The sequence below is a fragment of the Actinoplanes sp. G11-F43 genome (genome assembly GCF_050589265.1).
In the GTDB taxonomy this organism is placed as follows: Bacteria; Actinomycetota; Actinomycetes; order Mycobacteriales; family Micromonosporaceae; genus Actinoplanes.
The window spans coordinates 54,824-76,244 of record NZ_JBNZCE010000029.1; the positions used below are offsets into that span (position 1 = coordinate 54,824).

The 21,421-nt window shown below is 70.9% G+C and carries 19 protein-coding genes; 10 read left to right on the forward strand and 9 right to left on the reverse strand.

All coding sequences use genetic code 11. The features are described from left to right. Nucleotides 1-14 precede the first annotated feature (14 nt). Nucleotides 15-1,184: a cytochrome P450 gene (locus ACQ0O7_RS32070; RefSeq protein ID WP_430787614.1), complete on the forward strand. Its 1,170-nt coding sequence runs from the start codon at nucleotides 15-17 to the stop codon at nucleotides 1,182-1,184. A 23-nt stretch (nucleotides 1,185-1,207) separates the two neighbouring features. Beyond that, the gene (locus ACQ0O7_RS32075) at nucleotides 1,208-2,137 is read left to right on the forward strand and encodes a diacylglycerol/lipid kinase family protein (protein ID WP_430787616.1); all 930 of its coding nucleotides are present in this window, start codon (nucleotides 1,208-1,210) and stop codon (nucleotides 2,135-2,137) included. A gap of 4 nt (nucleotides 2,138-2,141) precedes the next feature. Here the strand turns inward: ACQ0O7_RS32075 and ACQ0O7_RS32080 are convergent, their stop codons facing one another. Beyond that, complete coding sequence (locus ACQ0O7_RS32080; protein ID WP_430787618.1) at nucleotides 2,142-3,053, reverse strand: GDSL-type esterase/lipase family protein; 912 nt, start codon at nucleotides 3,051-3,053, stop codon at nucleotides 2,142-2,144. A gap of 179 nt (nucleotides 3,054-3,232) precedes the next feature. Continuing rightward, the gene (locus tag ACQ0O7_RS32085) at nucleotides 3,233-4,183 is read right to left on the reverse strand and encodes a sulfite exporter TauE/SafE family protein (protein ID WP_430787620.1); all 951 of its coding nucleotides are present in this window, start codon (nucleotides 4,181-4,183) and stop codon (nucleotides 3,233-3,235) included. A gap of 124 nt (nucleotides 4,184-4,307) precedes the next feature. Here ACQ0O7_RS32085 and ACQ0O7_RS32090 point away from each other — a divergent pair, with 124 nt between their 5' ends. Continuing rightward, nucleotides 4,308-4,685: an MmcQ/YjbR family DNA-binding protein gene (locus ACQ0O7_RS32090; protein ID WP_430787622.1), complete on the forward strand. Its 378-nt coding sequence runs from the start codon at nucleotides 4,308-4,310 to the stop codon at nucleotides 4,683-4,685. A 1-nt stretch (nucleotide 4,686) separates the two neighbouring features. Here ACQ0O7_RS32090 and ACQ0O7_RS32095 read toward each other — a convergent pair whose 3' ends face one another. The 4 genes from ACQ0O7_RS32095 to ACQ0O7_RS32110 are packed head-to-tail and all read right to left on the reverse strand — an operon-like array spanning nucleotide 4,687 to nucleotide 7,674. Then, a complete protein-coding gene (locus ACQ0O7_RS32095) occupies nucleotides 4,687-5,397 on the reverse strand; it encodes a YcnI family protein (protein WP_430787624.1) in 711 nt (236 codons plus the stop codon). A 14-nt stretch (nucleotides 5,398-5,411) separates the two neighbouring features. Then, nucleotides 5,412-6,062 carry a copper resistance CopC family protein gene (locus ACQ0O7_RS32100; RefSeq protein ID WP_430787626.1) on the reverse strand — a complete coding sequence of 217 codons (651 nt, stop codon included), beginning with the start codon at nucleotides 6,060-6,062 and terminating at the stop codon, nucleotides 5,412-5,414. Next, nucleotides 5,975-7,111 (reverse strand): Dyp-type peroxidase, encoded by a 1,137-nt coding sequence (locus ACQ0O7_RS32105; protein ID WP_430787864.1) that lies wholly within the window; start codon nucleotides 7,109-7,111, stop codon nucleotides 5,975-5,977. Before ACQ0O7_RS32105 ends, ACQ0O7_RS32100 begins: the two co-directional genes overlap by 88 nt. A 35-nt stretch (nucleotides 7,112-7,146) precedes the next feature. Continuing rightward, nucleotides 7,147-7,674 (reverse strand): copper chaperone PCu(A)C, encoded by a 528-nt coding sequence (locus ACQ0O7_RS32110; RefSeq protein WP_430787628.1) that lies wholly within the window; start codon nucleotides 7,672-7,674, stop codon nucleotides 7,147-7,149. Nucleotides 7,675-7,920: 246 nt separating this feature from the next. On the opposite strand from ACQ0O7_RS32110, the gene ACQ0O7_RS32115 reads away from it, so the two are divergent. Both ACQ0O7_RS32115 and ACQ0O7_RS32120 read left to right on the forward strand, forming a co-directional pair. Next, nucleotides 7,921-8,871, forward strand: a complete 951-nt coding sequence (locus tag ACQ0O7_RS32115; RefSeq protein ID WP_430787630.1) for a hypothetical protein — start codon at nucleotides 7,921-7,923, stop codon at nucleotides 8,869-8,871. Then, entirely contained in the window at nucleotides 8,868-9,923 is a 1,056-nt protein-coding gene (locus tag ACQ0O7_RS32120) for a hypothetical protein (RefSeq protein ID WP_430787632.1), read from the forward strand. The genes ACQ0O7_RS32115 and ACQ0O7_RS32120 overlap by 4 nt, the downstream gene beginning before the upstream one ends. A gap of 47 nt (nucleotides 9,924-9,970) precedes the next feature. Here ACQ0O7_RS32120 and ACQ0O7_RS32125 read toward each other — a convergent pair whose 3' ends face one another. Both ACQ0O7_RS32125 and ACQ0O7_RS32130 read right to left on the reverse strand, forming a co-directional pair. Continuing rightward, nucleotides 9,971-11,752 carry a VanW family protein gene (locus ACQ0O7_RS32125; protein WP_430787634.1) on the reverse strand — a complete coding sequence of 594 codons (1,782 nt, stop codon included), beginning with the start codon at nucleotides 11,750-11,752 and terminating at the stop codon, nucleotides 9,971-9,973. 73 nt (nucleotides 11,753-11,825) lie between these two features. Continuing rightward, nucleotides 11,826-13,850 carry a response regulator gene (locus ACQ0O7_RS32130; protein WP_430787636.1) on the reverse strand — a complete coding sequence of 675 codons (2,025 nt, stop codon included), beginning with the start codon at nucleotides 13,848-13,850 and terminating at the stop codon, nucleotides 11,826-11,828. 113 nt (nucleotides 13,851-13,963) lie between these two features. Between ACQ0O7_RS32130 and ACQ0O7_RS32135 the strand changes: the two genes are divergently transcribed. After that, nucleotides 13,964-16,768: a PAS domain S-box protein gene (locus ACQ0O7_RS32135; RefSeq protein WP_430787638.1), complete on the forward strand. Its 2,805-nt coding sequence runs from the start codon at nucleotides 13,964-13,966 to the stop codon at nucleotides 16,766-16,768. On the opposite strand, the gene ACQ0O7_RS32140 is transcribed toward ACQ0O7_RS32135, so the two are convergent. Beyond that, on the reverse strand, nucleotides 16,758-17,729 hold the full coding sequence (locus tag ACQ0O7_RS32140; RefSeq protein WP_430787640.1) for a TerC/Alx family metal homeostasis membrane protein: 972 nt from the start codon (nucleotides 17,727-17,729) through the stop codon (nucleotides 16,758-16,760). The two genes, ACQ0O7_RS32135 and ACQ0O7_RS32140, sit on opposite strands and share 11 nt — an antisense overlap. Before the next feature lie 369 nt (nucleotides 17,730-18,098). Here ACQ0O7_RS32140 and ACQ0O7_RS32145 point away from each other — a divergent pair, with 369 nt between their 5' ends. The 4 genes from ACQ0O7_RS32145 to ACQ0O7_RS32160 all read left to right on the forward strand — a co-directional run bounded on the left by ACQ0O7_RS32145 (nucleotide 18,099) and on the right by ACQ0O7_RS32160 (nucleotide 21,375). Further along, complete coding sequence (locus ACQ0O7_RS32145) at nucleotides 18,099-19,202, forward strand: MFS transporter (protein WP_430787866.1); 1,104 nt, start codon at nucleotides 18,099-18,101, stop codon at nucleotides 19,200-19,202. A gap of 51 nt (nucleotides 19,203-19,253) precedes the next feature. Further along, a complete protein-coding gene (locus ACQ0O7_RS32150) occupies nucleotides 19,254-20,222 on the forward strand; it encodes a helix-turn-helix domain-containing protein (protein WP_430787642.1) in 969 nt (322 codons plus the stop codon). 356 nt (nucleotides 20,223-20,578) lie between these two features. Further along, complete coding sequence (locus ACQ0O7_RS32155; RefSeq protein ID WP_430787644.1) at nucleotides 20,579-20,854, forward strand: excalibur calcium-binding domain-containing protein; 276 nt, start codon at nucleotides 20,579-20,581, stop codon at nucleotides 20,852-20,854. 86 nt (nucleotides 20,855-20,940) lie between these two features. Continuing rightward, on the forward strand, nucleotides 20,941-21,375 hold the full coding sequence (locus ACQ0O7_RS32160; protein WP_430787646.1) for a zinc ribbon domain-containing protein: 435 nt from the start codon (nucleotides 20,941-20,943) through the stop codon (nucleotides 21,373-21,375). Nucleotides 21,376-21,421 lie beyond the last annotated feature (46 nt).

Sequence of the window (21,421 nt, forward strand, 5' to 3'; positions counted from 1 at the left end):
GATAGCGTTCGGGGGTGGACGTCGACTTTGCGGAAGCCGGGTTTCTCGCCGATCCGTACCCGGTGCTCGGTCGGCTCCGGGAACGTGGGCCGCTGACCTTCCACCCGGCGACCGGGCGGTGGCTGGCCAGTGGGCATGCCGTCGCCGGTGCGGTGCTGCGGGACCGGCGGCTGGGGCGGTTCTGGCGGGACGAGACGCCCGGTGACGTGTTCGAGCCGTTCAACACCCTGCACCGGAATCAGATGATGGAGAACGAGCCACCGGTGCACACCCGGCTTCGGGGGCTCGTCGCCAAGGCGTTCGCGCGCGGCCATGTGGAGCGGCTGCGCCCGGCGGTCGCCGCGGAGGCGGTGCGGCTGCTGAACGAGACCGGCGGGGAGTTCGACCTGCTGGCCGATTTCGCCGAACCGCTGGCGGTCGGTGTCATCGCGGAACTGCTGGGGGTTCCGGCGGGCGATCGGCACCGGCTGCGGCCGTGGTCGGCGGCGATGGTCCGGATGTACGAGATGGGCCGCACACCGGAGACCGAGGCGGCCGCGGTCCAGGCGTGCCGGGAGTTCGCCGAGTACATGGGTGATCTGGCCGGGAGGAAGACCGCCGAGCCCGGGGACGACATGATCAGTCACCTGGTCTCGGTGCGGGACGGTTCGGACCGGCTGTCCGGTGAGGAACTGGTCGCCTCGGCGATCCTGCTGCTCAACGCGGGTCACGAGGCGTCGGTGAACGGGCTGGGCAACGGGATGGTGGCACTGCTGGAGCATCCCGGCGAGCTGGCCCGGGTGCGGTCCGACCGGGGGCTGGTGGCGACCACGGTGGAGGAGATGTTGCGGTACGACTCGCCGTCGCAGTTGTTCACCCGTACCGCAGCAATCGATCTTGAAGTTGGCGGGGTGACCGTGCCGGCCGGCGCGGAGGTGGCCGCGCTGCTCGGCGCGGCCAACCGGGACCCGGCGGTCTTCGCGCGACCGGACCGGTTCGACGCCGGGCGGGCGCCCAACCCGCACCTCGGTTTCGGGGCCGGACTGCATTTCTGCCTGGGCGCGCCGCTGGCCCGGATCGAACTGCGGGCGGCACTGACCGCGCTGCTGGACCGCGGGCCGCGGATGGAACTCGCCGCCGAACCGGTGCGCAGTCCGGGGTTCGTGCTGCGCGGATACGCGGCCGTGCGTCTCATCTTTCCGTGATCTCCAGCAGATAGGGTCAGCCGGTGCGGACGAAGCAGGAGTTGACCGAGGACATCCGGCGTGGGCGGCGGGCGGCGCTGGTGGTCAACGCGCGGTCGCGGCGGGGCCGCCAGCTGTACGCGGATGCCCACGCCCGTCTCGTCGACGCCGGATTCGACCTGCTCGGATCGTATGCGGTGGACCGTCCGGGCGAGTTGGAGAACTCGATGCGCGCCGCCCTCGCCCACCAGCCGGATCTGCTGGTCGCCGGTGGTGGTGACGGCACGATCAGCACGGCCGGGCGGATGCTGGCACACCGGGACATCGCCCTGGGTCTGCTGCCGTTGGGGACGACGAACAATTTCGCGCGTACGGTCGGCATCCAGCCCAGCCTCGACGAGGCGGTGGCCACGCTCGTCGACGGCGCGGTGATCGACGTGGATCTGGGCATCGCCGGGGACATGCCGTTCACCAACCACGTCGGGGTGGGGCTGTCCGCCGACATCATGAGCAACGTGCCGAGCGGACTGAAACGGATCATCGGGCGGATCGCCTACCCGCTCACCGCGCTGGGGCTGCTGTCCCGGCACCGACCGTTGCGGGCCACCCTGCGGGCCGGCGACCAGGAGATCGTCTTCACCACCCATCAGATGTACGTGGCGAACGGCGGTTTCCACGCCGGCCGCCCGATCACCGCCGACGCGCACGCCGACGACCGTCTGCTGGTGGCCTATCCGGTCGGTGGGGCGCCGCGCCGCGAACTGATCCGGGAGACGGCTCGTAACGTGCTCACCGGGCATCGGCGTACGTTGCGGGAACGCCCCTTCATCGCGGTCGGCGAGCTGTGGCTGGAGACCGATCGGCCGGCTCACGTCGAGGTGGACGGCGAGCCGTGCGGGCGGACCCCACTGCGGATCGCCGTCGACGCCAACGCGCTGCGGATCATGGCCCCGCCGGGGACGCCGGACCACTGAGGTCCTACCAGCCGGTCACCCAGCCTTTCGCGGTCCGGACCTGCCAGACGCCGGAACGCCGGTGCCAGGTGTGGCAGCCGGCGGCGGCGCGGGCGAACGGGGCCGCGGTGCTCCGGATGCAACGGAGGATCCTCGTCGCCGTGTACGGGTCGTGGCCGGCGCGGTCGTGCGGCCGTTTCAGGGCCTGGTACCAGCGCCAGGACATCTTCATGTAGCCGTACCGGTCCGGGTGTACGACGTCGGTCAGGTCCAGCCCGCCGATGTCGCGCATGTCGACCGTGTGGAAGCGCGGGCCGGCCGCCGCGACCAGACCCGGCAGGGCCCGGTTCAGGAGGTCGGCGCCGCGCTGCCGGATGCCGCCGGGGCTCTTCGGGCCGTACGACTGGGCGCCGATGATCCGGGCCACGTACACCTCGGTGTCCGGGGCCTGCCGGGCGATCAGGGTCAGCAGGTCCCGCATCCGCTCCGGGGCCCGCGCCGCCTCGGCCGGGCTGCGCATGTCGTTGGTGCCCAGGTGCAGCAGCACGATGTCCGGGCGGTAGACGGCCAGCCGGTCCGCGACGATCGCGGTGACCTCGCCGATGGTGCAGCTGGGGTGGCCCTCGTGGTCGCCGTCCGGGCCGGTCCCGTCGGTGCCGGAGCCGACCATGTCGACCGCCCAGCCCGCCGCGACCAGGCGGGAGCGCAGGTCGGCGCGGTAGCCGTCGAGCGGGGTGAACCCGATCCCGCGGGTGATCGAGTCGCCGAGCGGCATGATCCGGACGGTGTCCGGGTCGGCCGGCGGGGTGTACGGCGCGGCGTGCGGCTTCTCCCCGGCCCGGCAGGGGACCACCGCGGCCGCCGGTGCGGTGGGACCGAGAGTGACGGTGGCCAGGGCGGTGGCGGCCAGAACCGACCGGACGACGCTGAGGATCACGCCGGGATGTTCGGAGCCGGCGGGTGCGGGCGGAGGTGCGGATCCGGGAGGGATCGGTTGCCGGCGGGCCGCCTATGCCACGCTGCTTCCGGTGCTGCGTCCGCCGTACCGCGCTGGAGACGCGCTGAGCCGGAACTCCGCCCGGGGAGTTCCGGCTCAGTGGTGGGTCCGGGTGGGGGTCAGGCGCCGACCGGGGCCTTGTCCTTGTCGTCGGGGGTGTCGCCGGCGGCGGCCTCCGCCTCGGCGATGATCTGCCGCTCCTCGGCGGCGTTCTTGCGGTACTGGAGCACCGAGTAGACGATCGCGGCGGCCCAGGCGACGTAGATGACGCCGTAGATCGGGTAGCGCACCGCGTCCGGCGCGTCGATCCAGTCGCTGCGCAGCAGGGACCGGCTGTTGGTCAGGATGATCACGCCACCGACCGCGGCGCCGAGCACCCGCGGCGGGATGTGCCGGACCAGCCAGGCGGCCACCGGCGCGGCGATCACACCGCCGATGAGCAGGGCCAGGACCCAGCCGTAGTCGATGTTCTCGCTGCCGATGCCCCAGATGAAGCCGAGGCTGGCCGCGATCGCGACGAGGAACTCACTGGTGTCGATCGAGCCGATGGTCTTGCGCGGTTCGAGCCGGCCGCTGGCCAGGATCGCCGGGGTGCCGACCGGGCCCCAGCCGCCGCCACCGGTCGCGTCGACGAAGCCGCCGACCAGGCCGAGCGGGGTGAGGAAGCGCTTGCGCAGCGGCTTGCCGAGCTGGCCCTTGGGCAGGCCCTGGAAGGTGAAGCGGATGAACACGTAGAGGCCGAGCACGAGCAGGATGATCGCCATCAGCGGCGCGGCGGTCTCGGTGGAGATGCTGGACAGGAACGTGGCACCGGCGAAGGCGCCGATCGCGCCCGGCACACCGATCTTGAGGACGACCTTCCAGTCGACGTTGCCGAACCGCCAGTGGGAGAGGCCGGAGACCAGGGTGGTGCCGATCTCGGCCAGGTGCACGGTGGCCGAGGCGGCCGCCGGGTTGGTGCCGATGGCGAGGAGGAGGGTGGTCGAGGTCACGCCGTAGGCCATGCCCAGGCTGCCGTCGACCAGCTGTGCGCCGAGTCCGACAAGAGCTAGGAGTAGGAGTTTCTGCATGTGCCGACCGCCTGGGAGGGAGGGGATTTCCTATTTCTTGGATCGGAGAATAGAAGCCTAGCTACCACGTAGGCAAGGCATCAATTACCACAGGCGTCGACAGACATGTTGCAGAATGACCACCGTGAGTGACGCTGACGACGTGCGCCGGATCGCCCTGGCCCTCCCGCACACGGTGGAGATCGACAGTGACGGGTTCGACTTCCGGGTGGATGGGAAGGGTTTCGTGTGGTCATATCCGGAACGTCTACCCGGAAAACCGCGGGTGATCCGTACGGATGTGGCGGTTTTGTTCGTCGGGGACGAGGCGGAGAAGCAGGCCCTGCTGCTCGGCGAGCCGGAGATGTTCTTCACCACATCCGGCTACGACGGGTTGCCGCTGGTGATGGTGCGGCTGGAGCGGGTTTCGTCCGAACGGCTGAGCGAGCTGATCACCGACGCCTGGCGGATGCGGGCGCCGGACGACCTCGGGGCCGACCTGGTGGCCGGCCCCGAGGGATGAGTCAGGCGCTGGGCGCGGTGGCCGCCTTGCGATAGGCGAGCAGGCCCAGGACCAGGCCGGCCAGACCGGCGACCAGGCCCGCGACGCCCCACGCCGAGCCGCCGCCACCGGACTCGGTCTCCGCGGCGGCCTCGGTGGCCGGGGCCGGCTCGGTGGTCTCCGCGGCGGCGCCGGCCGGGGTCAGCTTGAGGACCGCGGCGGGGCTCTCCGGCTCGGTGCCGTCGGTGGTGGGCTCGTCGATCCAGCGGACGATCGTACCGTCGGTGTAGGTCTGCAGGGCCTTGATGACGATCTGGTCGACGGCCGGCAGCGGGCCGAGCTGCAGGTCGAACTCCTGGAAGGTGCCCGGCTTGATCTCCGAGCCGGAGGCCGCCGTCCAAGTGATCTTGATGACCGCCTCGCTGATCTCGCTGTCGTGCACCTTCACCGGGGTGGCCAGTTTCGACTTCTCGGTCGTCGCGGTCCAGCCCGGCACCGGCTTGAGCGAGACCGACCCGATCGGGGCCTCGGCCGGCAGGTTGATCTCCAGCTTGTTCGTCGACTCGGTGTCGCTCTCGTTCGGCACCCGGAACGTCACCTTGGAGTAGCCACCCTGGGTCGCGGTGTCCGGGTTGACGGTCACGTGCGCGGCCGCCGGGCCGGCCAGGCCGAACACGAAAGCGGCCGCCACCGCGGTCACGGTGGCGGCGCGGCGCAGCGCTGTCTGCTTCATCGGGGGGAGACCTCTCATGCTTTACGGCGTCGGATCAGCAGGAAACCGGCAACAGCGGCCACCACGACCACGATGCCGACGATGATGCCGATGAGGGTGGTGTTCGACTCATCGGACTTGGTCTCGGCAGCGACCGCCGGCGCAGTGGTGGCCGGCGGCTCCGCGGACGGGGCGCCGGTGGTCGGCGCGGCCGTGGTCGGCTCCGGCGAGGCGGTCGCCGACGGGTCGTCGACGGTGAACTCGTACGAGCCCTTCACCGTGTGCCCATCGTTCGAGACCACCTGGTAGGCGACCGTGTAGACCCCGTTCGCCAGCGGCTCGTCGATGGTGACGACACCGGTGGCGCCGTCCACCTTCGGATCCGAGGTGGGCATCTTCTGCTTCGCGGCGTCACTCACCACGATCGTGGTGTACTCCGGGTCCAGCTTCTGCAGGAACCGCAGCTTGACCTCACTCGGCGACTTCTCGACGGTGGCCTTCTTGTCCGGGCTGGCCTCGGCGAGCGCGTTGTGCGCCCACGCCGGCGCCCCCGGCACCAGCACGAACAGCATCGCCGTGAGCGCCAGCAGGGCACGGGTCAGGCGAGCACCCGCTCGCCGATCCAGCCGCCCTCGGCGCAGCCGGGCGGAATGGCGAAGACCGCGGATCCGATCGGTGTTGTCCATTCGTTCAACAGGTCCTTCTCGGCGAGCCGCCGCTGGATGGGGAGATACTGCCGGTCGATGTCAGCTTGGTACGACGCGAAGACCAGCCCGGCATCGGGTCGGCCCTGCGCGTCCGGCGCCTCGTCGTAGTTGTACGGCCGGCGCAGGATCTTGAGTTTCGCATCGGTGACGTGCGCCCTGGTCACGTGGGAGTGGTCGGGCATCACCGGCAGGCCGGTCGCGTCCACCTTCGCGAAGTCCGGCTCGTCGTGCTCGGCCGTCCCGGACAGCGGAGCCCCCGAACCCATCCTCCGCCCGGTCGAGTTCTCCTTGTCACCGACACTCAGCAGATCCCAGGTCTCGATGTCGGTGCGGACCCGGCGTACCACCAACCGGGTGGTGTCGTCCGGATTCCAGACCGCGGTCTCCATCTCGGCGTCCTTCGGATTCGCCGTGCCGTCCAGCTGCCCGAACACGTTGCGCTGGGTGAACCCGGCCTTGTGCACCCCCGCGCTGCGCCGGAACCCGCGCTGCACCCACCGGATCGCCCCGAACGGCCGGGCATCCTTGATCAGCATGCGCTGGGTGTGCGTCACGGTCAGCGCGTCATCGGAGCAGATCTGCATCACCAGATCGCCGCCACTCCAGCGATCCTGCAGACGGTCGATCGAGAACGGCGGCAGATCCCGCACCGGCGACTCCAGCCCCGCCGCCCGGTAGAAGCCCGGCCCGAACCCGAACGTCACCGTCAGCCGGGCCGGATGCACGGCCAGCTCCGCCTCGGTGTCCCCGAGCGCCGGCTCACCCCGGGTCAGGCGGGCCGCGTCGTCGGAGAGCAGCCGCATCATCCGGCCCAGCGCGGCCCGGTCGGTGCCCTTGGCCAGGGTCAGCGCCACGAACGAGCCGTGCGCCGGCGGCTCGTTCGTGATCCCGGCCTGCCGCCTGCCGTGGAACGGGACGATGCCGGTGCCGATGTCCTGGAAGTCGGGCACCGGAACCGCGGCCGGAGCCGGGGCGGCCGGCGCGGCGGCCAGATAGCCGGCCGCGCCCGCCGTACCCAGCCCGGCCATCGCGCCCCCGGCCAGCAGCGCCCGCCGGGAGACGGTCACGAGTGACCCGGGGCGTAGCTCTCCTGGCCCCCGGCGAACGGCTTCGCGACAGCGGTGAAGTCGACAGTGCCGCCACCGGTCAGCTTCAGCGTGAAGGACAGCTCGTCACCCGGCTTGATCGCGGCCGACGGCTTCATCAGCATCAGGTGATCGCCGCCCGGCGCCAGCTCGTGCGTGGCACCCGCCTTGATCACGAAGCCGCCCTCCTTCGGCGTCATCACCATCTGGCCGTCCTTCATCTCCATGGTGTGCAACTCCAGCGGCGAGGCCGGCGAGGTCGCCGACTCGATCGTCACATCCGCGCCGGTGTTGTTGACCAGCGTGGCGAACGCCGCCGTCATCCCCGAGTCGGCCGCCTTCACCCACGGGTTCTGCACGGTCAGCGCAGCAGCCGCCACCGGAGCCGAGGTGGTGGTGGCGGTGCTCGCCGGCGCGGCCGTCGAGGTGGCCTCGGAGGAGGAGCCGCAGCCGGCCAGGGTGGTCAGGGCGAGCGCCGCGACGGCGACGACAGTACGAGTCAGCATCTTCTTCCCAAAGCTCGTTTCTCCCCCGTACGAGGGAACGCCCGTTAGTCGCCACCACCCGTGCCAAAGTTCCCGGGCTTTCAAGATCACTGTGAGTCGCCGGAGTTCGCGGCCGTGAGACGTGCGGTGAACTCTGCCGGTGAAGGCCGGAAACCGTCATCGGCCAGTGGGAACGCGGGCTGAACGGGGTCCATGAACGTCGTCGTCTGTCGGTAGAGTTTGGACACTACGAGTGAGGTGGTGTGGTTGGAGTCCCGTCTGCTGCCGGTCAACGGCCTTGTCGGTCTCGTCACCGCGGGAGACGTGAATCGGGCTGTCCTGGCTGAGGCTGGTTTTCGGATCGCCGGTCTGGAGGTGCCGGCCGCCGCGCACGGCCGCAAGGTGGTCATCGACGTTCTTCTTTTCAACGAGGTGACCAACCACCTGGTCCTGGTGGAGTCGAAGTCGGGTGCCAATATTGAGGAAGGGCAGGCCCGGACCTATCGTGATCTGCCGCCGGCGGCTGCGGTCCAGGCCGGTTATGTCACCGTCCGGAGCCGATCCCAACCGACCGCGGAGACCCTCTATGTCTGCCTGGCTGAGCATGCGGGGCGGATCCGGCTCGGTCTGAAGGCGGCAGGTGTTCCGTTTCCTGTCCTCTCGGTGGCGCCTCGGCGGATCGAGCTTCTGGACGGTGAGTTCGCCTCGAAGGCGATCTCGGCTGCTCTCGAGGGCGGGGTCGACCTGATCGGCCCGCCGCCCCGCCTGATTCCGTTCGACCACGAGTCGCCCGTCGAGGTCGTTGAGCAGTTTGTGCAAGCAGAGATGGTCGCGATGCTGGCTCACCGCCGAGAGGTGGTCACCGTCACGTCATTGACGGAGTCAGTCGCACGACATTACGGACTTTATGCCCATAGGGCGCAACAGGCGCTGAGAGTCAAGGTTGCCTCCGCCGTCGACCGGGTGGTGGCCGCCGCACCCGACCGTTTCGCCCATGACCGAAAGACCGGAGTCCGTCCCGAAGGCCTGGTCCGGTTCCTGAGGACGCCAGAGGATCTCGACCGTCGTGGACGGACCCAGGCGTACCAGGCGCTCGGGCGGTCCGGCCGGTCTCGGCACACGGCGGATCCGAACCAGTTGGACCTGCTGCGTGAGCTCGAGGTCGGCGACAATGATGAGGACGACCCGGTTGTCCATGGTGCGGAGGAGGAACGGTGACCAGTCGCGCGAGCATGGCAGCCGATCTGGCACTGAGCCCTTCGTCGCCGACCAAGACTTTTGTGTTGGAGGCACACACCGACGACCCCGGCGACTACCTGAGAAGGCTTGAGGGCGTTGTCGGCGTCGAGGAGTCGGACGACGCCTTCCTGCTCAGCGTGCGTACCGAGAGCGGTGACTTCTGGGTGGATCAGCTCGACCCCCGGTTCTGGAGCTTCCACACGGACATGAGGGCGGAGAAAGCTTCCGCCATCATCAATCGCTGGGTTTCCACGCATCGCGATCTCGACAAGATGTGGCTGCCTTCCGAGCATCTTCGGCAAGCCTGGCCCGGTGCTGTGCCGAGGCGGGTGCGAACGGACTTCCGAGGCAAGGCTCTTCTCGGATCCGGCGGGGCCGACACGGAGGATCTTCAGCTTCAGATGTCCGGCCGAAATGCTGAGGCCTTCCTGGAGTTCATCGAGAGCAGTGCTTATGCATCGGCTTTCTCCTATGACGGCATCGAGATGACCATCTCCGATCCCGACTTCGGGACGGCTCGTGAGGCGGTCAACCGGGAGGGCCGGTTCGCTGTCTCAGGCGACTCCTTCGCCCTGCATACCCAGTTCGTCGGCTCGGTGGTCTCGCGCTACAGCAAGCTGGTGCGCCTCTGCGAGGAGAAAGCGATCGGCTGGTCGGATTTCGGCAACGGCGAGGGTGGCGGGAGTTTTGCCGGCGGGCCGATCTCGCTGAGGTTCAGCCGGCCGATCACCGACCAGCCCGCTTTCCTTACCGAACTGTTCTCGTCGCGCGTCCCGTTCCGGCTCTGGGGGGTGCCGTCGATCACGCCGGACGGCACGGCTGAGGTCGAGGCCGTGGACCTGCATGTCGGTCAGCGGCTGCGCCTGGACATCGGGGAGCAGTGGATGAGGATCTACCTGGAAAAAGGTGGTTGCGGCAACACGGTGGCCCGGATGGTGTGCAACCTGCAACACCGCTTCGACGCCGCGCTGAGCATGGTGGATCCGGAACTCGACGACGCCATCGGGGTTCGCGATCCGGCGAGGCTGTGACGCGGGGGTGTGACTCACGCCGTGAGCCACACCCCCGCCGGAACCCCTCAGTCGTCCGCGGGGCCGCCGCAGACGAAGCGGGGCTCGGGGGCGTACTTCCAGGAGAACTTCTCGCGCTTGGCGACCTTGCCGTCCTTGTGGAACAGCCGCCACGCGTCCTGGGTGAAGCCGATCAGGCCGCTGGTCGCGATGCAGCTCGGGCCGGCCGGTTTGGTGATCGTCGACGGGGAGGTGATGTTGCGCCGCGGGCTCCAGTCCGTGGTCACCTTGTCCCACACCTTGGTGCTCCACACCGACACGGTGATCGAGCTGCTGGTCCAGGCGGTGTCGATGAGGACCCCGTGCGGGCTGTCGTTCTTGAACTTGAAGTCGAGGTCGGGCCAGAAGATGGTGGATTCGATGACCGACGGGTACCTGTCGAAGTAGTACGAGTGCGGCTTGTGCTCGACGTCCTTCAGCCCGGCGTAGTAGGTGGCGTTGAAGAGCGTGGTGGTGAACTGTGAGACACCGCCGCCGACGCCGGGGGTGAGGTGGCCGCCGACGATCACCGGGGCGTCCTTGTAACCCTGCGCGTACCCGCGTTCCCCGGTGTACTTGTTCAGCGAGAAGGTCTTGCCGGGCAGCACCAGCGCGCCGCGCACCTTCTTGGCGGCGGTGACGATGTTCTGGCTGCGGGACGAGCCGAGGCCGCCGGTGAACTTGGTGGTGAAGGTGGAGACCTTCTCCTTGACGCCGAGTTTTTCCAGGTCGGCGGCGGCGAGCGCGGGTGCGGCGGCGGTCAGGGACCCCGCTACGGTACGGTCGTCGCCGCTCTGTGCCGCGGTCAGCAGGGCGGGGGCCATCGCGGCCAGGTCGAAGCCCCGGCCTTCGGCTCCTTCGACGATCTTCGGTTTGCCGCCGGCGAAGGTGAACCGGGCGTCCTTCGCCGGCTTCTCGATCTTGGAGAGCCGGGAGGCGACGGCGGCGCGCAGCTTCTTCGGGTCGATCCGCGGGGTGATCAGCCCGGTCTTGTCGGCGGTGAGCACCAGGCTCTTGGCGATGGCGGCCGGCGGGATGGTGAGGGTGCCGGCGTCGGAGGTGACGGTGACCGGGCCGCTGACGGCCGGTTCGGCGACGGTCTCGACCAGCTGGTCGACCTGTTCGGCGGTGGTGGCCGCGTGGGTCTCGGTGAGCGGCACGGTGATCGGGCCGCCGGCGAGCCAGCCGGCGGTGACGATCTCGGCGGTGGTGGCCGGGTCGAGTCCGCGGCCGGGTTCCGGGTGGGTGGCTTTGGGGGTGAGCCCGGTGAACGTGACGGCGGGGGCCTTCATCGCGGTGCCGACCTTGCCGATCGCCTTGCGCAGGGCCTCGTCGAGGCGGTCGGCGTCGACGGTCACCACCGGGTCGACGGTGCGGGTGCCGAACAGTGTGGGGCTGCCTTCGGCGGCGGCGGCGACGGTGGCGTCCACGTCGACGGCGAGGCCGATGTCGGCGGGGCGCGGGGTGGCGCCTTTGCCGTCGACCCGGATGTCGAGGGCGGCGGTGGTCCGCGAGTCGGCGAGGAGGCGGTCGCGGACGGCGGTGGTGGCCTCGGCGCGGGTCATGCCGCCGAGGTCGGTGCCGAGCACGGTGGTGCCGCGGGGGATGTCACCCCGAAGTGTGTAGACCGCCACACCTCCGATACCGGCGGCGAGGGCGAGTGCGGTGAATCCGCCGATGAGCAGACGGCGGCGCCCGCGTCCCGGTCCGGTGGGTTCTGCCACGGACGGTGACGGCGGGATGTCGTCGTGTGTAGGGGAATGTTGTAGCGGCAACCGAACGGTCGGCTGCCGGTCACTGGCGGTGGTCACCGGGCCTCCTCAGAGGTCGTGGGCGGCGAGCCAGGAACTGTAATCGACGGTGGTCACGGGCAGATCAAGCGGTTCAGGCCCGCTGGGCGGCGCCGAGCGCGGTTCGTACCGTGCTGACCAGCTTCTCCCGGTCGAACGGCTTGGGCAGGATGGTCGAGCCGGGCTCCAGGTTGTTGCCGTGCTCGTCGAGCAGTGACTCGGCGTACCCGGAGACGAACACCACACACAGGTCGGGCCGGCGGCCGGAGGCGATCCGGGCCAGCTGGCGGCCGTCCATGCCGGGCATCATCACGTCGGTGACCAGTGCGGCCACCTCGCCGCCGTGCCGTTCCAGCAGGCGCAGCGCCTCGGCGGCGTCGGGGGCGGTCAGCACCCGGTAGCCGGCGCCGCCGAGCATCCGGGCGGTCACCTGCAGCACCGCCTCCTCGTCGTCGACGAGCAGCAGGGTCTCGCCGCCACCGCGTTCGGTGGGCGCGGCCTTCGGTGGTGTGGCCGGGGGTGGTGGGGGAGAGCTGCCGGCGACGGCCGGGAGGCTGACGGTGACCGTGGTGCCCCGCCCGACCTCGGAGGTCAGGGTGATCCGGCCGCCGGCCTGGCTGACGATGCCGTGCGCGGTGGACAGGCCGAGCCCGACCGTGCCGGTGGTGGACTTGGTGCTGAAGAACGGTTCGAAGACCCGGTCCAGCACGTCCGGGGGCATGCCGGTGCCGATGTCGTTGACCTCGATGACGAGCTGGTCACCGGCGGTGCTGGTGGTGATCGTGACCGGGCCGCCGCCGGGCATCGCGTCCCCGCTGTTGCGGACCAGGTTGTGCAGCACCTGGACGAGCTGGGCCGGGTCGGCCTTGACCTTCGGGGTGCCGGGGTCGGGGCGCAGGATCAGGTCGTTGCCCGGTCCGGCGGCCGCGCGCAGCGAGTCGGCGCACTCGTGCAGCAGGGCGTTGACGTCCACCTCGACCGGCTTGTTGACCTCGCGGCGGCCGAAGGCGAGCAGTTTCTGGGTCAGGGTCTGGGCCCGTTCGCCGCCCTTGACCACCTGGATCAGGTCGCCGAGCAGGGATTCGACCACGTCGGCCGGGATGGTGCCGTCGTCGCGCCCGTCGTTGATCGTCTCGATGGCGAGGTTGGTGTAGCCGAGGATGGCGCCGAGGATGTTGTTGAAGTCGTGGGCCGTACCGCCGGCCATCCGGCGCAGGCTGTCCAGGCGTTCGGCGTCGCGGTGCCGGGCCTCGTCCTGTCGGCGGCGGGTCTCCTCCAGCAGCCGGGCCTCGGCCTGGGTGACGTCGGTGACGTCGTCGACCATCAGTACCCCGCCGGTCAGCCCCTCGTCGTCGTCGTGGGTCTGCCGCAGGTGGATGCGCAGTGACCGGACGGTGCCGTCGGCCCAGGTGATCCGGTGGGTGAAGCGCAGTTCGGTGGTGTCGCCGCCGCGCAGCAGGGCGAGCGCGGCGTTGCGGGCCGGCCCGCCCAGGCAGGTCAGCCAGCCGCGGTCGAGGAGGTCCTTGACCGGCTGCTGGACGATCTCGGCGAGCCGCGGGTTGACGTAGTCGGCGTCGCCCGCCCGGTTGATGATCCCGATGCCGACCGGTGAGGCGGCGGCCATCGCCACGAAGAGCCGTTCGGTGTCGTGCAGCGCCCGGACCTTCTCGATCAGCTTGGCGTTGACCATCTGCAGGTGGGCCTGGGCGAACTCCTCGTCGGCGGTGGCGCTGACGTCGACCGGGCCGCCGGCCAGGGCGGTCTCGATCGCGTCCAGCAGGGCGTCCGGGTCCTGGGAGCGCAGCACCACCTGGCTGACCCCGCAGGCCTCGGCGATCGGCCGGGTCTCCGGTTCCAGGTAGTTGGCGGTGTAGAAGATGACCGGGGCCTGGGCCGCGGTGCGGTCCGGGTCGGCGCGCAGCCGGTGCACCAGCTCCAGGCCGTCGATGCCGGGCATCAGCACGTCGGAGACCACCACGTCGGGGTGGTGGGTGTGGGCTAGCTGGAGCGCCTCGGCCCCGTCGTGTGCCTCGATGACGTCGTGTCCCCGGAAGCCGAGCAGCATGCGCACGATGTCCCGGTTCGCGGCCTGGTCATCGACGACCATAACTGTCGCCACCGCGTCTCCCTCGCTGCGGGTCGGTGAGTGCTATGTCCGTAATAAGGCTAAAGCAGAGAAAGGTGGCATGTACGTTGATGCTGAATCGGATTCGGATCCAGCGGAGGTGACGGGTGCTGCGGAGGGCCGTGTACCTACTGGCCGGAGTGGCCGTGGGCGCCACCGCGGTGCTGACCGCCCGCCGGTCCCGGCGCGCGCTGGCCTGGGCCGAGGCGGGCTGGCGGTTCGAGACGATGGCGAACGCCCGGCTGGCCGCCATCGTCGAGGCCTCCCAGGATGCCATCATCAGCAAGGCCCCGGACGGGACCATCAAAACCTGGAACCCCGGGGCCGAGCGCCTGTACGGCTGGACCGCCGAGGAGATGGTCGGCAGCGATGTGAGCCGGCTGCTGCCCGCCGACCGCCCCGGTGAGGAGCGGGACCTGCTCGCCACCGTGCTCGGCGGCCGGGCCCTGAGCCGGTACGAGACCCGCCGCCGGCGCAAGGACGGCACCGTCATCGAGGTGTCGCTGAGCATGGCCCCGATGCGCGACACCGAGCACACGGTGGTCGGCGTCTCCACCGTCGCGCACGACATCACCTCCCGGGTGCAGGCCGAGGTGCGCCGCCGCGGCGAGCGCGAACAGCTCGAAATGATCATGCAGGCGGCCAGCGACCCGTTCTTCACCATGGACGGCTCCGGGACCGTCACCGAGTGGAACCGGCAGGCCGAGCAGGTCTTCGGCTGGACCCGCGCGGAGATCCTCGGCCGGAGCGTGATCGGCACCATCCTGCCGGGCCGCTATCGCACCGCCCTGAACCGGCTGCTCGACGGCCGCCTGGAATGGCTGCTGGACCGGCCCACCGAGATGGCCGCCACCCACCGTGACGACCACGAGGTCCCGGTCGAGCTGACCATGTGGCGGATCCGGCACCACGGCGGCCCGCACTTCCACGGCTTCGTCCGGGACATCACCGCCCGCCGGCAGACCGCGCAGGCACTGGCCGAGGCCCGCGATCAGGCCCTGGCGACGGCCGAGCTGAAGTCGCAGTTCCTGGCCTCGATGAGCCATGAGATCCGGACCCCGATGAACGGTGTGATCGGGCTGGCCGGACTGTTGCTCGGCACCGATCTCGACGACCGCCAGCGCCGGTACGCCGAGGGCATCGGCGCCGCCGGGACCGCGCTGCTGTCGGTGATCAACGACGTGCTCGACTTCTCCAAGCTGGAAGCCGGCAAGGTGCTGCTGGAGGAGGCGAACTTCCAGCTCGGCCGGCTGCTCGGCGACGTGGTGGCACTGGTCGCCCCGCCGGACACCCACGACGGGCTGACCGTCACCGGCTCCTGCGACCCGCGGCTGCCCACCACCGTCTGCGGCGACCCGGCCAAACTGCGCCAGGTGCTGCTCAACCTGGCCGGCAACGCGGTCAAGTTCACCCCGTGCGGACGGGTCACCGTCACCGCCGTCCCGGACACCGAGGTGTCCGCCGTACCGGGCACCGTCCCGGTCCGGTTCGCGGTGCGCGACACCGGCATCGGCATCGACCAGCACCAGAGGGACGAACTGTTCGAGGCGTTCACCCAGGCCGACGCCGGCACCACCCGGCGGTTCGGCGGGACCGGGCTGGGCCTGGCCATCAGCCGCGACCTGGTCGGGCTGATGGGCGGCCGGATCGGGGTGGAGAGCGAGCCGGGCCGGGGCAGCACCTTCTGGTTCACCGTCGTGCTGCGGACCGCCCGCGACGGCCTGGACCTGTCCGACCGGCACTCGCTGGACGGCCTGCGGGTGCTGATCGTGGACCGCGACGACGACGACCGGACCGTGCTCGCCGAGCAGCTCAGCGCCTGGTCGATGGACGCGGTCGGGGTGCCGGACACGGTCGGGGCGGTGGCCGTGCTGCAGGACGCCGCCGTCACCGGCCGCCCGATCGACCTGCTCATCGTCGACCAGCACACCGCGCCCGAGGACACCCGGGCGATCCTCCCGGCGGGCTGCCCGGCCCCGAAGACCATCCTGCTCGCCGAGGACCCCCGGCATCTGCCCGGCGAGCCCGGCCCGGAGTGGGTGTCGGCCGCCCTGGCCAAACCGCTGCGCCAGTCCCAGCTCTACGACGCCCTGGTCGGCCTGGTCGCCGAAGCGCCCGCCGACCCGGCCCCGGGCGCCGCCGGCGAGCACCCGCCGGTCCGCGGCCACCTGCTGCTGGTCGAGGACAACGAGATCAACCGTACGGTCGCGCTGGGCGTCCTGGCGAACCTGGGCTACACCGCCGACGTCGCGGTCAACGGCCGGGAGGCGGTGGAGATGGCGTTCCGGCACGACTACCGGGCGATCCTGATGGACTGCCTGATGCCGGAGATGGACGGATACCAGGCCACCGTGGCGATCCGCCACCGCGAAGCACCCGGCCGGCACGTGCCGATCATCGCGCTGACCGCGAGCGCCCTGGCCGAGGACCGGTCCCGCTGCCTGGCCGCCGGGATGGACGAGCACATCGCCAAGCCGCTGATCCCGGCCGAGGTGGCCCGGGTGCTGGCCCGCTGGACCGCCCTGCCACCGGACACCGCGGTGACAGCGGTCGCCGCCCAGATCGAGAGACGCCTGGACCAGCTGCGCGGCCCCGACCCGGCGGCCACCGCGGACGCCCTGGCCGGGCTGCTCGCCACCCTCTCCGGCAAGATCCCCCAGCATCTGGACCGGATGCAGCAGGCCCTCGCCTTCGAGGACGCCGATCTGCTGCGCGCCGAGTCCCACCAGCTGATGGGGGTGCTGGCGAACCTGGGCGCGGCCGGGGCGGCGGCCGCCTGCGGCCGGATCGAGGCGGACGCCCGGTCCGGGGACCTGACCGCCGCTGTCGCATCGTTCACCGAGGCCCGCCCGGCGATCATCACCGTCCGGGTGGCCGCCGACCGGATCCGGCGTACCCCGGTCAGGTCCTGATCCGGTCCCGGCGGTCCGCCCACAGGCTGGTCGCGGTGACCGTGGCCAGGGTCGCGCCGATGACCGCCAGCGACGCCTCGGTGGGGATGTCCGGCACCCCGGCCCAGATCCCGTGCGCCCAGTGCAGCAGCAGTTTCACCCCGATGAACGCCAGGATCAGCGCCAGCCCGTAGTTCAGGTGCCGCAGCTTGTCCAGCACACTGTGCAGCACGAAGTAGAGCGCCCGCAGCCCGAGCAGCGCGAACGCGTTGGTGGCGAACACCAGGTACGGGTCCTCGGTCACCCCGTACACGGCGGGCACCGAATCCACCGCGAACACCAGATCGGTGACGAAGACGGCGACCACCACCAGCGCCATCGGGGTCAGCGCCCGCCGGCCGTTCGCGGTCACCGTCAGCCGGCCGCCGTGGTAGCTCCCGGTCACCGGCATCAACCGGCGCATCAGCCGTACGCTGCGCATCCGCTCGATGTCGACCTGGTACTCCTCGTGCCGCATCGCCTCCCGGAACACCTTGCCCGCGGTCAGCAGCAGCACCGCGCCGAACAGCAGGAACGCCCATGTGCCGCTCCGCAGCACCACCGCGCCGGCGGCGATGAAGACCGCCCGCAGCACCAGGGCGCCGGCGATGCCGTAGAGCAGCACCCGCTGCGCCAGCTCCGGTGGCACCGCGAACGCGGCGAGCAGCAGCATGAAGACGAACAGGTTGTCCACCGACAGCGACTTCTCCACCACGTACCCGGTGTAGAACTCGACGGCGGGCGACCGCCCGTACAGCTGCCAGATCAGCAACCCGAACAGACCCGGCAGCGCGAGATAGAACACCGACCAGCCGACCGCCTCGCGCATCTCCACCGCGTGCGGCCGGCGGGTGATCACGAAGTCGGTGGCGAGGAGGGCCAGCAGCACGGCGACGCTGATCGCCCAGAGCTGCGGCGAGGCGATGGACGGCAGATCGGACACGGCGAAGCCCCCTTGCTCGCACCATAACCACGCCGGGCCGGGCAGACCAGGCCTTCCTGCCTATTGCCGGTTTCCGGTGGCGGGCGGAGGCTGGAAGCGGGATCGTGGAGACATCGGTTCCCAGGAGGTGGTGCCATGTTTGTCGACATCCTGCTCGGCACACTGCTGGTCGTCTCCATGGTGATCAGCATCGCCGCCCTGTCGCCGCCTGCCCGGCGGCACCGGCACGGCTGACTCCGACGAGCAGCCGCCCGCGGTCCGGGCGGCTGCTCACCCCTCTCGTATCTTCTGGACGTGCCCACCACGTCCACAGTCCTGCGCCCCTGGCCGGCGATCCTCGGATTCGGCCTGGTCAGCCTCGCCGCCGACATGGTCTACGAGGGAGCCCGCTCGATCACCGGCCCGCTGCTCGCCGGGCTCGGCGCGTCCGCCCTGGCCGTCGGCCTGATCACCGGGGCCGGGGAGGCCGCCGCGCTGCTGCTCCGGCTGGTCTCCGGCCCGCTCGCCGACCGCACCGCCCGATACTGGGGGCTCACCATCCTCGGGTACGGACTGACCGCGGTGTGCGTACCGCTGCTGGCCCTCGCCCCGTTCCTCGGCGGCGCCGGGCTGGCCGTCGCCGCCGTGCTGATCGTCGCCGAACGGATCGGCAAGGCGATCCGGTCACCGGCCAAGTCTGCGCTGCTGGCCTCGGCGGCCGGCGCGGTCGGGCGCGGCCGCGGCTTCGCCGTCCACAAAGCCCTCGACCAGGTCGGCGCGTTCGCCGGGCCGCTGCTGGTCGCCGGGATCGTCGCCGTCGCCGCCGGCACGGTCTGGCCGGCGCTGGCGTCGCTGGCGATCCCCGGCGCCGCCGCGATGCTGTTGCTGCTCTGGTTGCGGCCGCGCTTCCCGGCACCGTCCCACCAGGACCACAAGACGAAGCCCGCCGCCGGTACGCTTCCCCGCCGCTTCCACTGGTTCGCCGCCTCCGCCGGGCTCGCCACCGGAGGCCTGCTCACCTTCGGGCTGATCTCCTACCACGCCAGTCAGACCGGACGGCTCCCGATCGCACTGGTGCCGGTCCTCTACGCCGCCGCGATGGCCGCCGGTGCGGTGTCCGCCCTGGCCAGCGGGCACCTGTACGACAGGTGGGGCGCCCGCGTCCTGTACGCCCTGCCCGCCCTCGCCGCCGCCACCCCCGCGCTCGCCCTGTCCGGCGGCACCGGCGCGATCGTGGCCGGCACCCTGCTCTGGGGCGCCGCCACCGGCGTCCAGGACTCCACCGTCAAGGCACTCGTCGCCGACCTGGTCCCGGCACCGCGCCGGGCCACCGCCTACGGGGTGTTCGCCGCCGTCCAGGGCGCCGCCGCGCTGGCCGGCGGGGCGCTCGCCGGTGTCCTCTACGAACAGTCGCTCACCACCCTGGCCGCGGTCTTCGCCGGAACCCAGGTGCTGTCCGCGGTCCTGCTCACCGTCACCCTGAGAATGCGGTGACTGGCCTACCGTTCACAGCAGACACCGGCATCGGCATCGAAAGCGACGATCATGGCGTACGTTCTGGACACCGGGACCCTGCCCGCCACCGACCGGGTGGAGGCCGTCCACACCGCGATGCTGTACGCCTCCGCGCCCTGCCACGTCATCCACGAGGACCCGGACGGCCCGGTGCACGCCCGGCTGGAGGTGTGGGACCTCGGCGACGCCAACATCTTCACCTGCCGCTCGTCCGGACTGCGCCTGCTCCGCACCGCCCGGCTGGCCCGGCAGGACGCCATGCCGGTGGTGTCGCTGGCCGTGCAGACCCAGGGGTTCGGCCGCCTCGACCAGTACGGCCACCAGCAGGTCACCCCGCCCGGTGAACTGCTCGGGGTGGACCTGTCCGGCGCGTACGACTACTCGTGGTCCGGTGACGGCGGGGCCGGCTGCGTCCAGATCCCCCTCGATCGCCTGGACCTGCCCGCCGACACCGTCCGGCAGGCTCTCGGCGGGCTCCGGCACAGCCCGTTGTACCGGCTGGTCACCGCGCACGTCGCGGCCCTGGCCCGGGACCGGGCCCGGATCACCGCCGACCCGGCCGCCGTCGCGGTGGCCACCGCCACCGTCGACCTGACCCGTGCGCTGCTGGCCTCGGCCGCCCGCACCGAACGGCACACCCGCCGGGCCCTGGCCGAGACCCTGCTGACCAGGATCCGGGCCTACGTCCGCCACCACCTCGCCGACCCTGGCCTGACCCCGGCCCGGATCGCCGCCGCGCACAACGTCTCGCTCCGGCAGCTCTACAAGATCTGCGCCCGCGCCGACCTGTCCCTGGAACAGTGGATCATCACCGAGCGCCTGCGCGGCGCCCGTCACGACCTGCTGCACCCGGCGCACCGGCACCGCCCGATCGCGGCGATCGCCCACTCGTGGGGCTTCCGCGACCCGACCCACTTCACCCGCCGTTTCAAATCCCGCTACGGCGTCACCCCCACCCAGCTGCGCCGCTCCTCCACCGAGGCCCGCCACCCCCACTGACCGCCCCTGCCCCGCGCAGCGGCGCGGATCGCGCCGCAAGTATCCACACGGTCCGCGTTCACCAGTCGTGTGCCGCGCAGCGGTGCGGATCGCGCCGCAGGTGTCCACACGGTCCGCGTTCGCTCGTTGTGTGCCGCGCAGTGGTGCGGATCGCGCCGCAGGTGTCCACGCGGTCTGGGTTCGCCGGTCGTGTGCCGCGCAGTGGTGCGGATCGCGCCGCAAGTGTCCACGTGGGTTGTGGGGGACTGCGAGTGGCGACATCTTCCGGCCGAACGACGGATCGGATCCGGGCCGTGCCGGTGACCGATTTCGATAACCTTCCGGCGTTCCCTCGTACAGCCTAGAGATGGAGCGTCATGCTCAACGTCCTCATGCGTGGTCTGCTCGCCGGTGTCCTCGCCGTCGGCGGCACCACCCTCGTCGTCAGCCCGGCCGAGGCGGCGGCGAAGAAGTTCAAGAACTGCACCGCCCTGAACAAGACGTACAAGCACGGGGTGGGCAAGAAGGGCGCCAAGGACAAGGTGCGCGGTTCGACGAGGCCGGTCACCAACTTCAAGGTGTCCACCGCGCTGTACAACGCGAACAAGAAGATGGACCGCGACAAGGACGGGGTCGCCTGCGAGAAGCGCTGATCCATCGGGTTGCCGAACAGTTGCGGGACTCCTCAGATCCGGTGTTCCGGCGCCGATGCTCCCGGCCCCGGAGAACGAGGAGACCGATGTTCTGCACCGCCTGTGGTTACGCCATTCCGGTCGACGCGCACACCTGCACCGGGTGCGGCACGCCGACCGGTCTGCGTCCGGTGCCCGCCCGGCAGTACGCCACGGCGGGCGCCGCCACCCTGCAACCCGGCCCGTATCTCCCACCGGTCCCGGCCCAGGTCACGGCGACGGCACCGGTGAACCACGGGCCGGGCGGCGCGACGCACTGGATGCTGCCGGTCGGGCGGTCCTGGCAGTCGATCGCGGCCGGTTACGTGGCCCTCTTCGCGATCGTGGTCTGGCCGCTCGGCCCGGTCGCGCTCGGCCTCGGCGGGTGGGCTCTGGTCCGGGCCCGCCGGGAGAACGCGCACGGCACCGGCCGGGCCGTCTTCGCGGTGATCGTCGGGGTGCTGTCCACCCTGCTGCTGGCAGCGGTGCTGACCACCCTCTAGAGAGCGGCCATGTGGTCATTTGTGGCCCGATTCGAGCCACAGAAGA

Bases quoted from the DNA above. Each gene is read 5' to 3' on its own strand.
- ACQ0O7_RS32085 (WP_430787620.1), bottom strand. From the start codon at position 4,183: ATGCAGAAACTCCTACTCCTAGCTCTTGTCGGACTCGGCGCACAGCTG.
- ACQ0O7_RS32095 (WP_430787624.1), bottom strand. From the start codon at position 5,397: ATGAAGCAGACAGCGCTGCGCCGCGCCGCCACCGTGACCGCGGTGGCG.
- ACQ0O7_RS32100 (WP_430787626.1), bottom strand. From the start codon at position 6,062: ATGGACAACACCGATCGGATCCGCGGTCTTCGCCATTCCGCCCGGCTG.
- ACQ0O7_RS32105 (WP_430787864.1), bottom strand. From the start codon at position 7,111: ATGGCCGGGCTGGGTACGGCGGGCGCGGCCGGCTATCTGGCCGCCGCG.
- ACQ0O7_RS32110 (WP_430787628.1), bottom strand. From the start codon at position 7,674: ATGCTGACTCGTACTGTCGTCGCCGTCGCGGCGCTCGCCCTGACCACC.
- ACQ0O7_RS32145 (WP_430787866.1), top strand. From the start codon at position 18,099: ATGGTCTACGAGGGAGCCCGCTCGATCACCGGCCCGCTGCTCGCCGGG.
- ACQ0O7_RS32150 (WP_430787642.1), top strand. From the start codon at position 19,254: ATGGCGTACGTTCTGGACACCGGGACCCTGCCCGCCACCGACCGGGTG.
- ACQ0O7_RS32155 (WP_430787644.1), top strand. From the start codon at position 20,579: ATGCTCAACGTCCTCATGCGTGGTCTGCTCGCCGGTGTCCTCGCCGTC.
- ACQ0O7_RS32160 (WP_430787646.1), top strand. From the start codon at position 20,941: ATGTTCTGCACCGCCTGTGGTTACGCCATTCCGGTCGACGCGCACACC.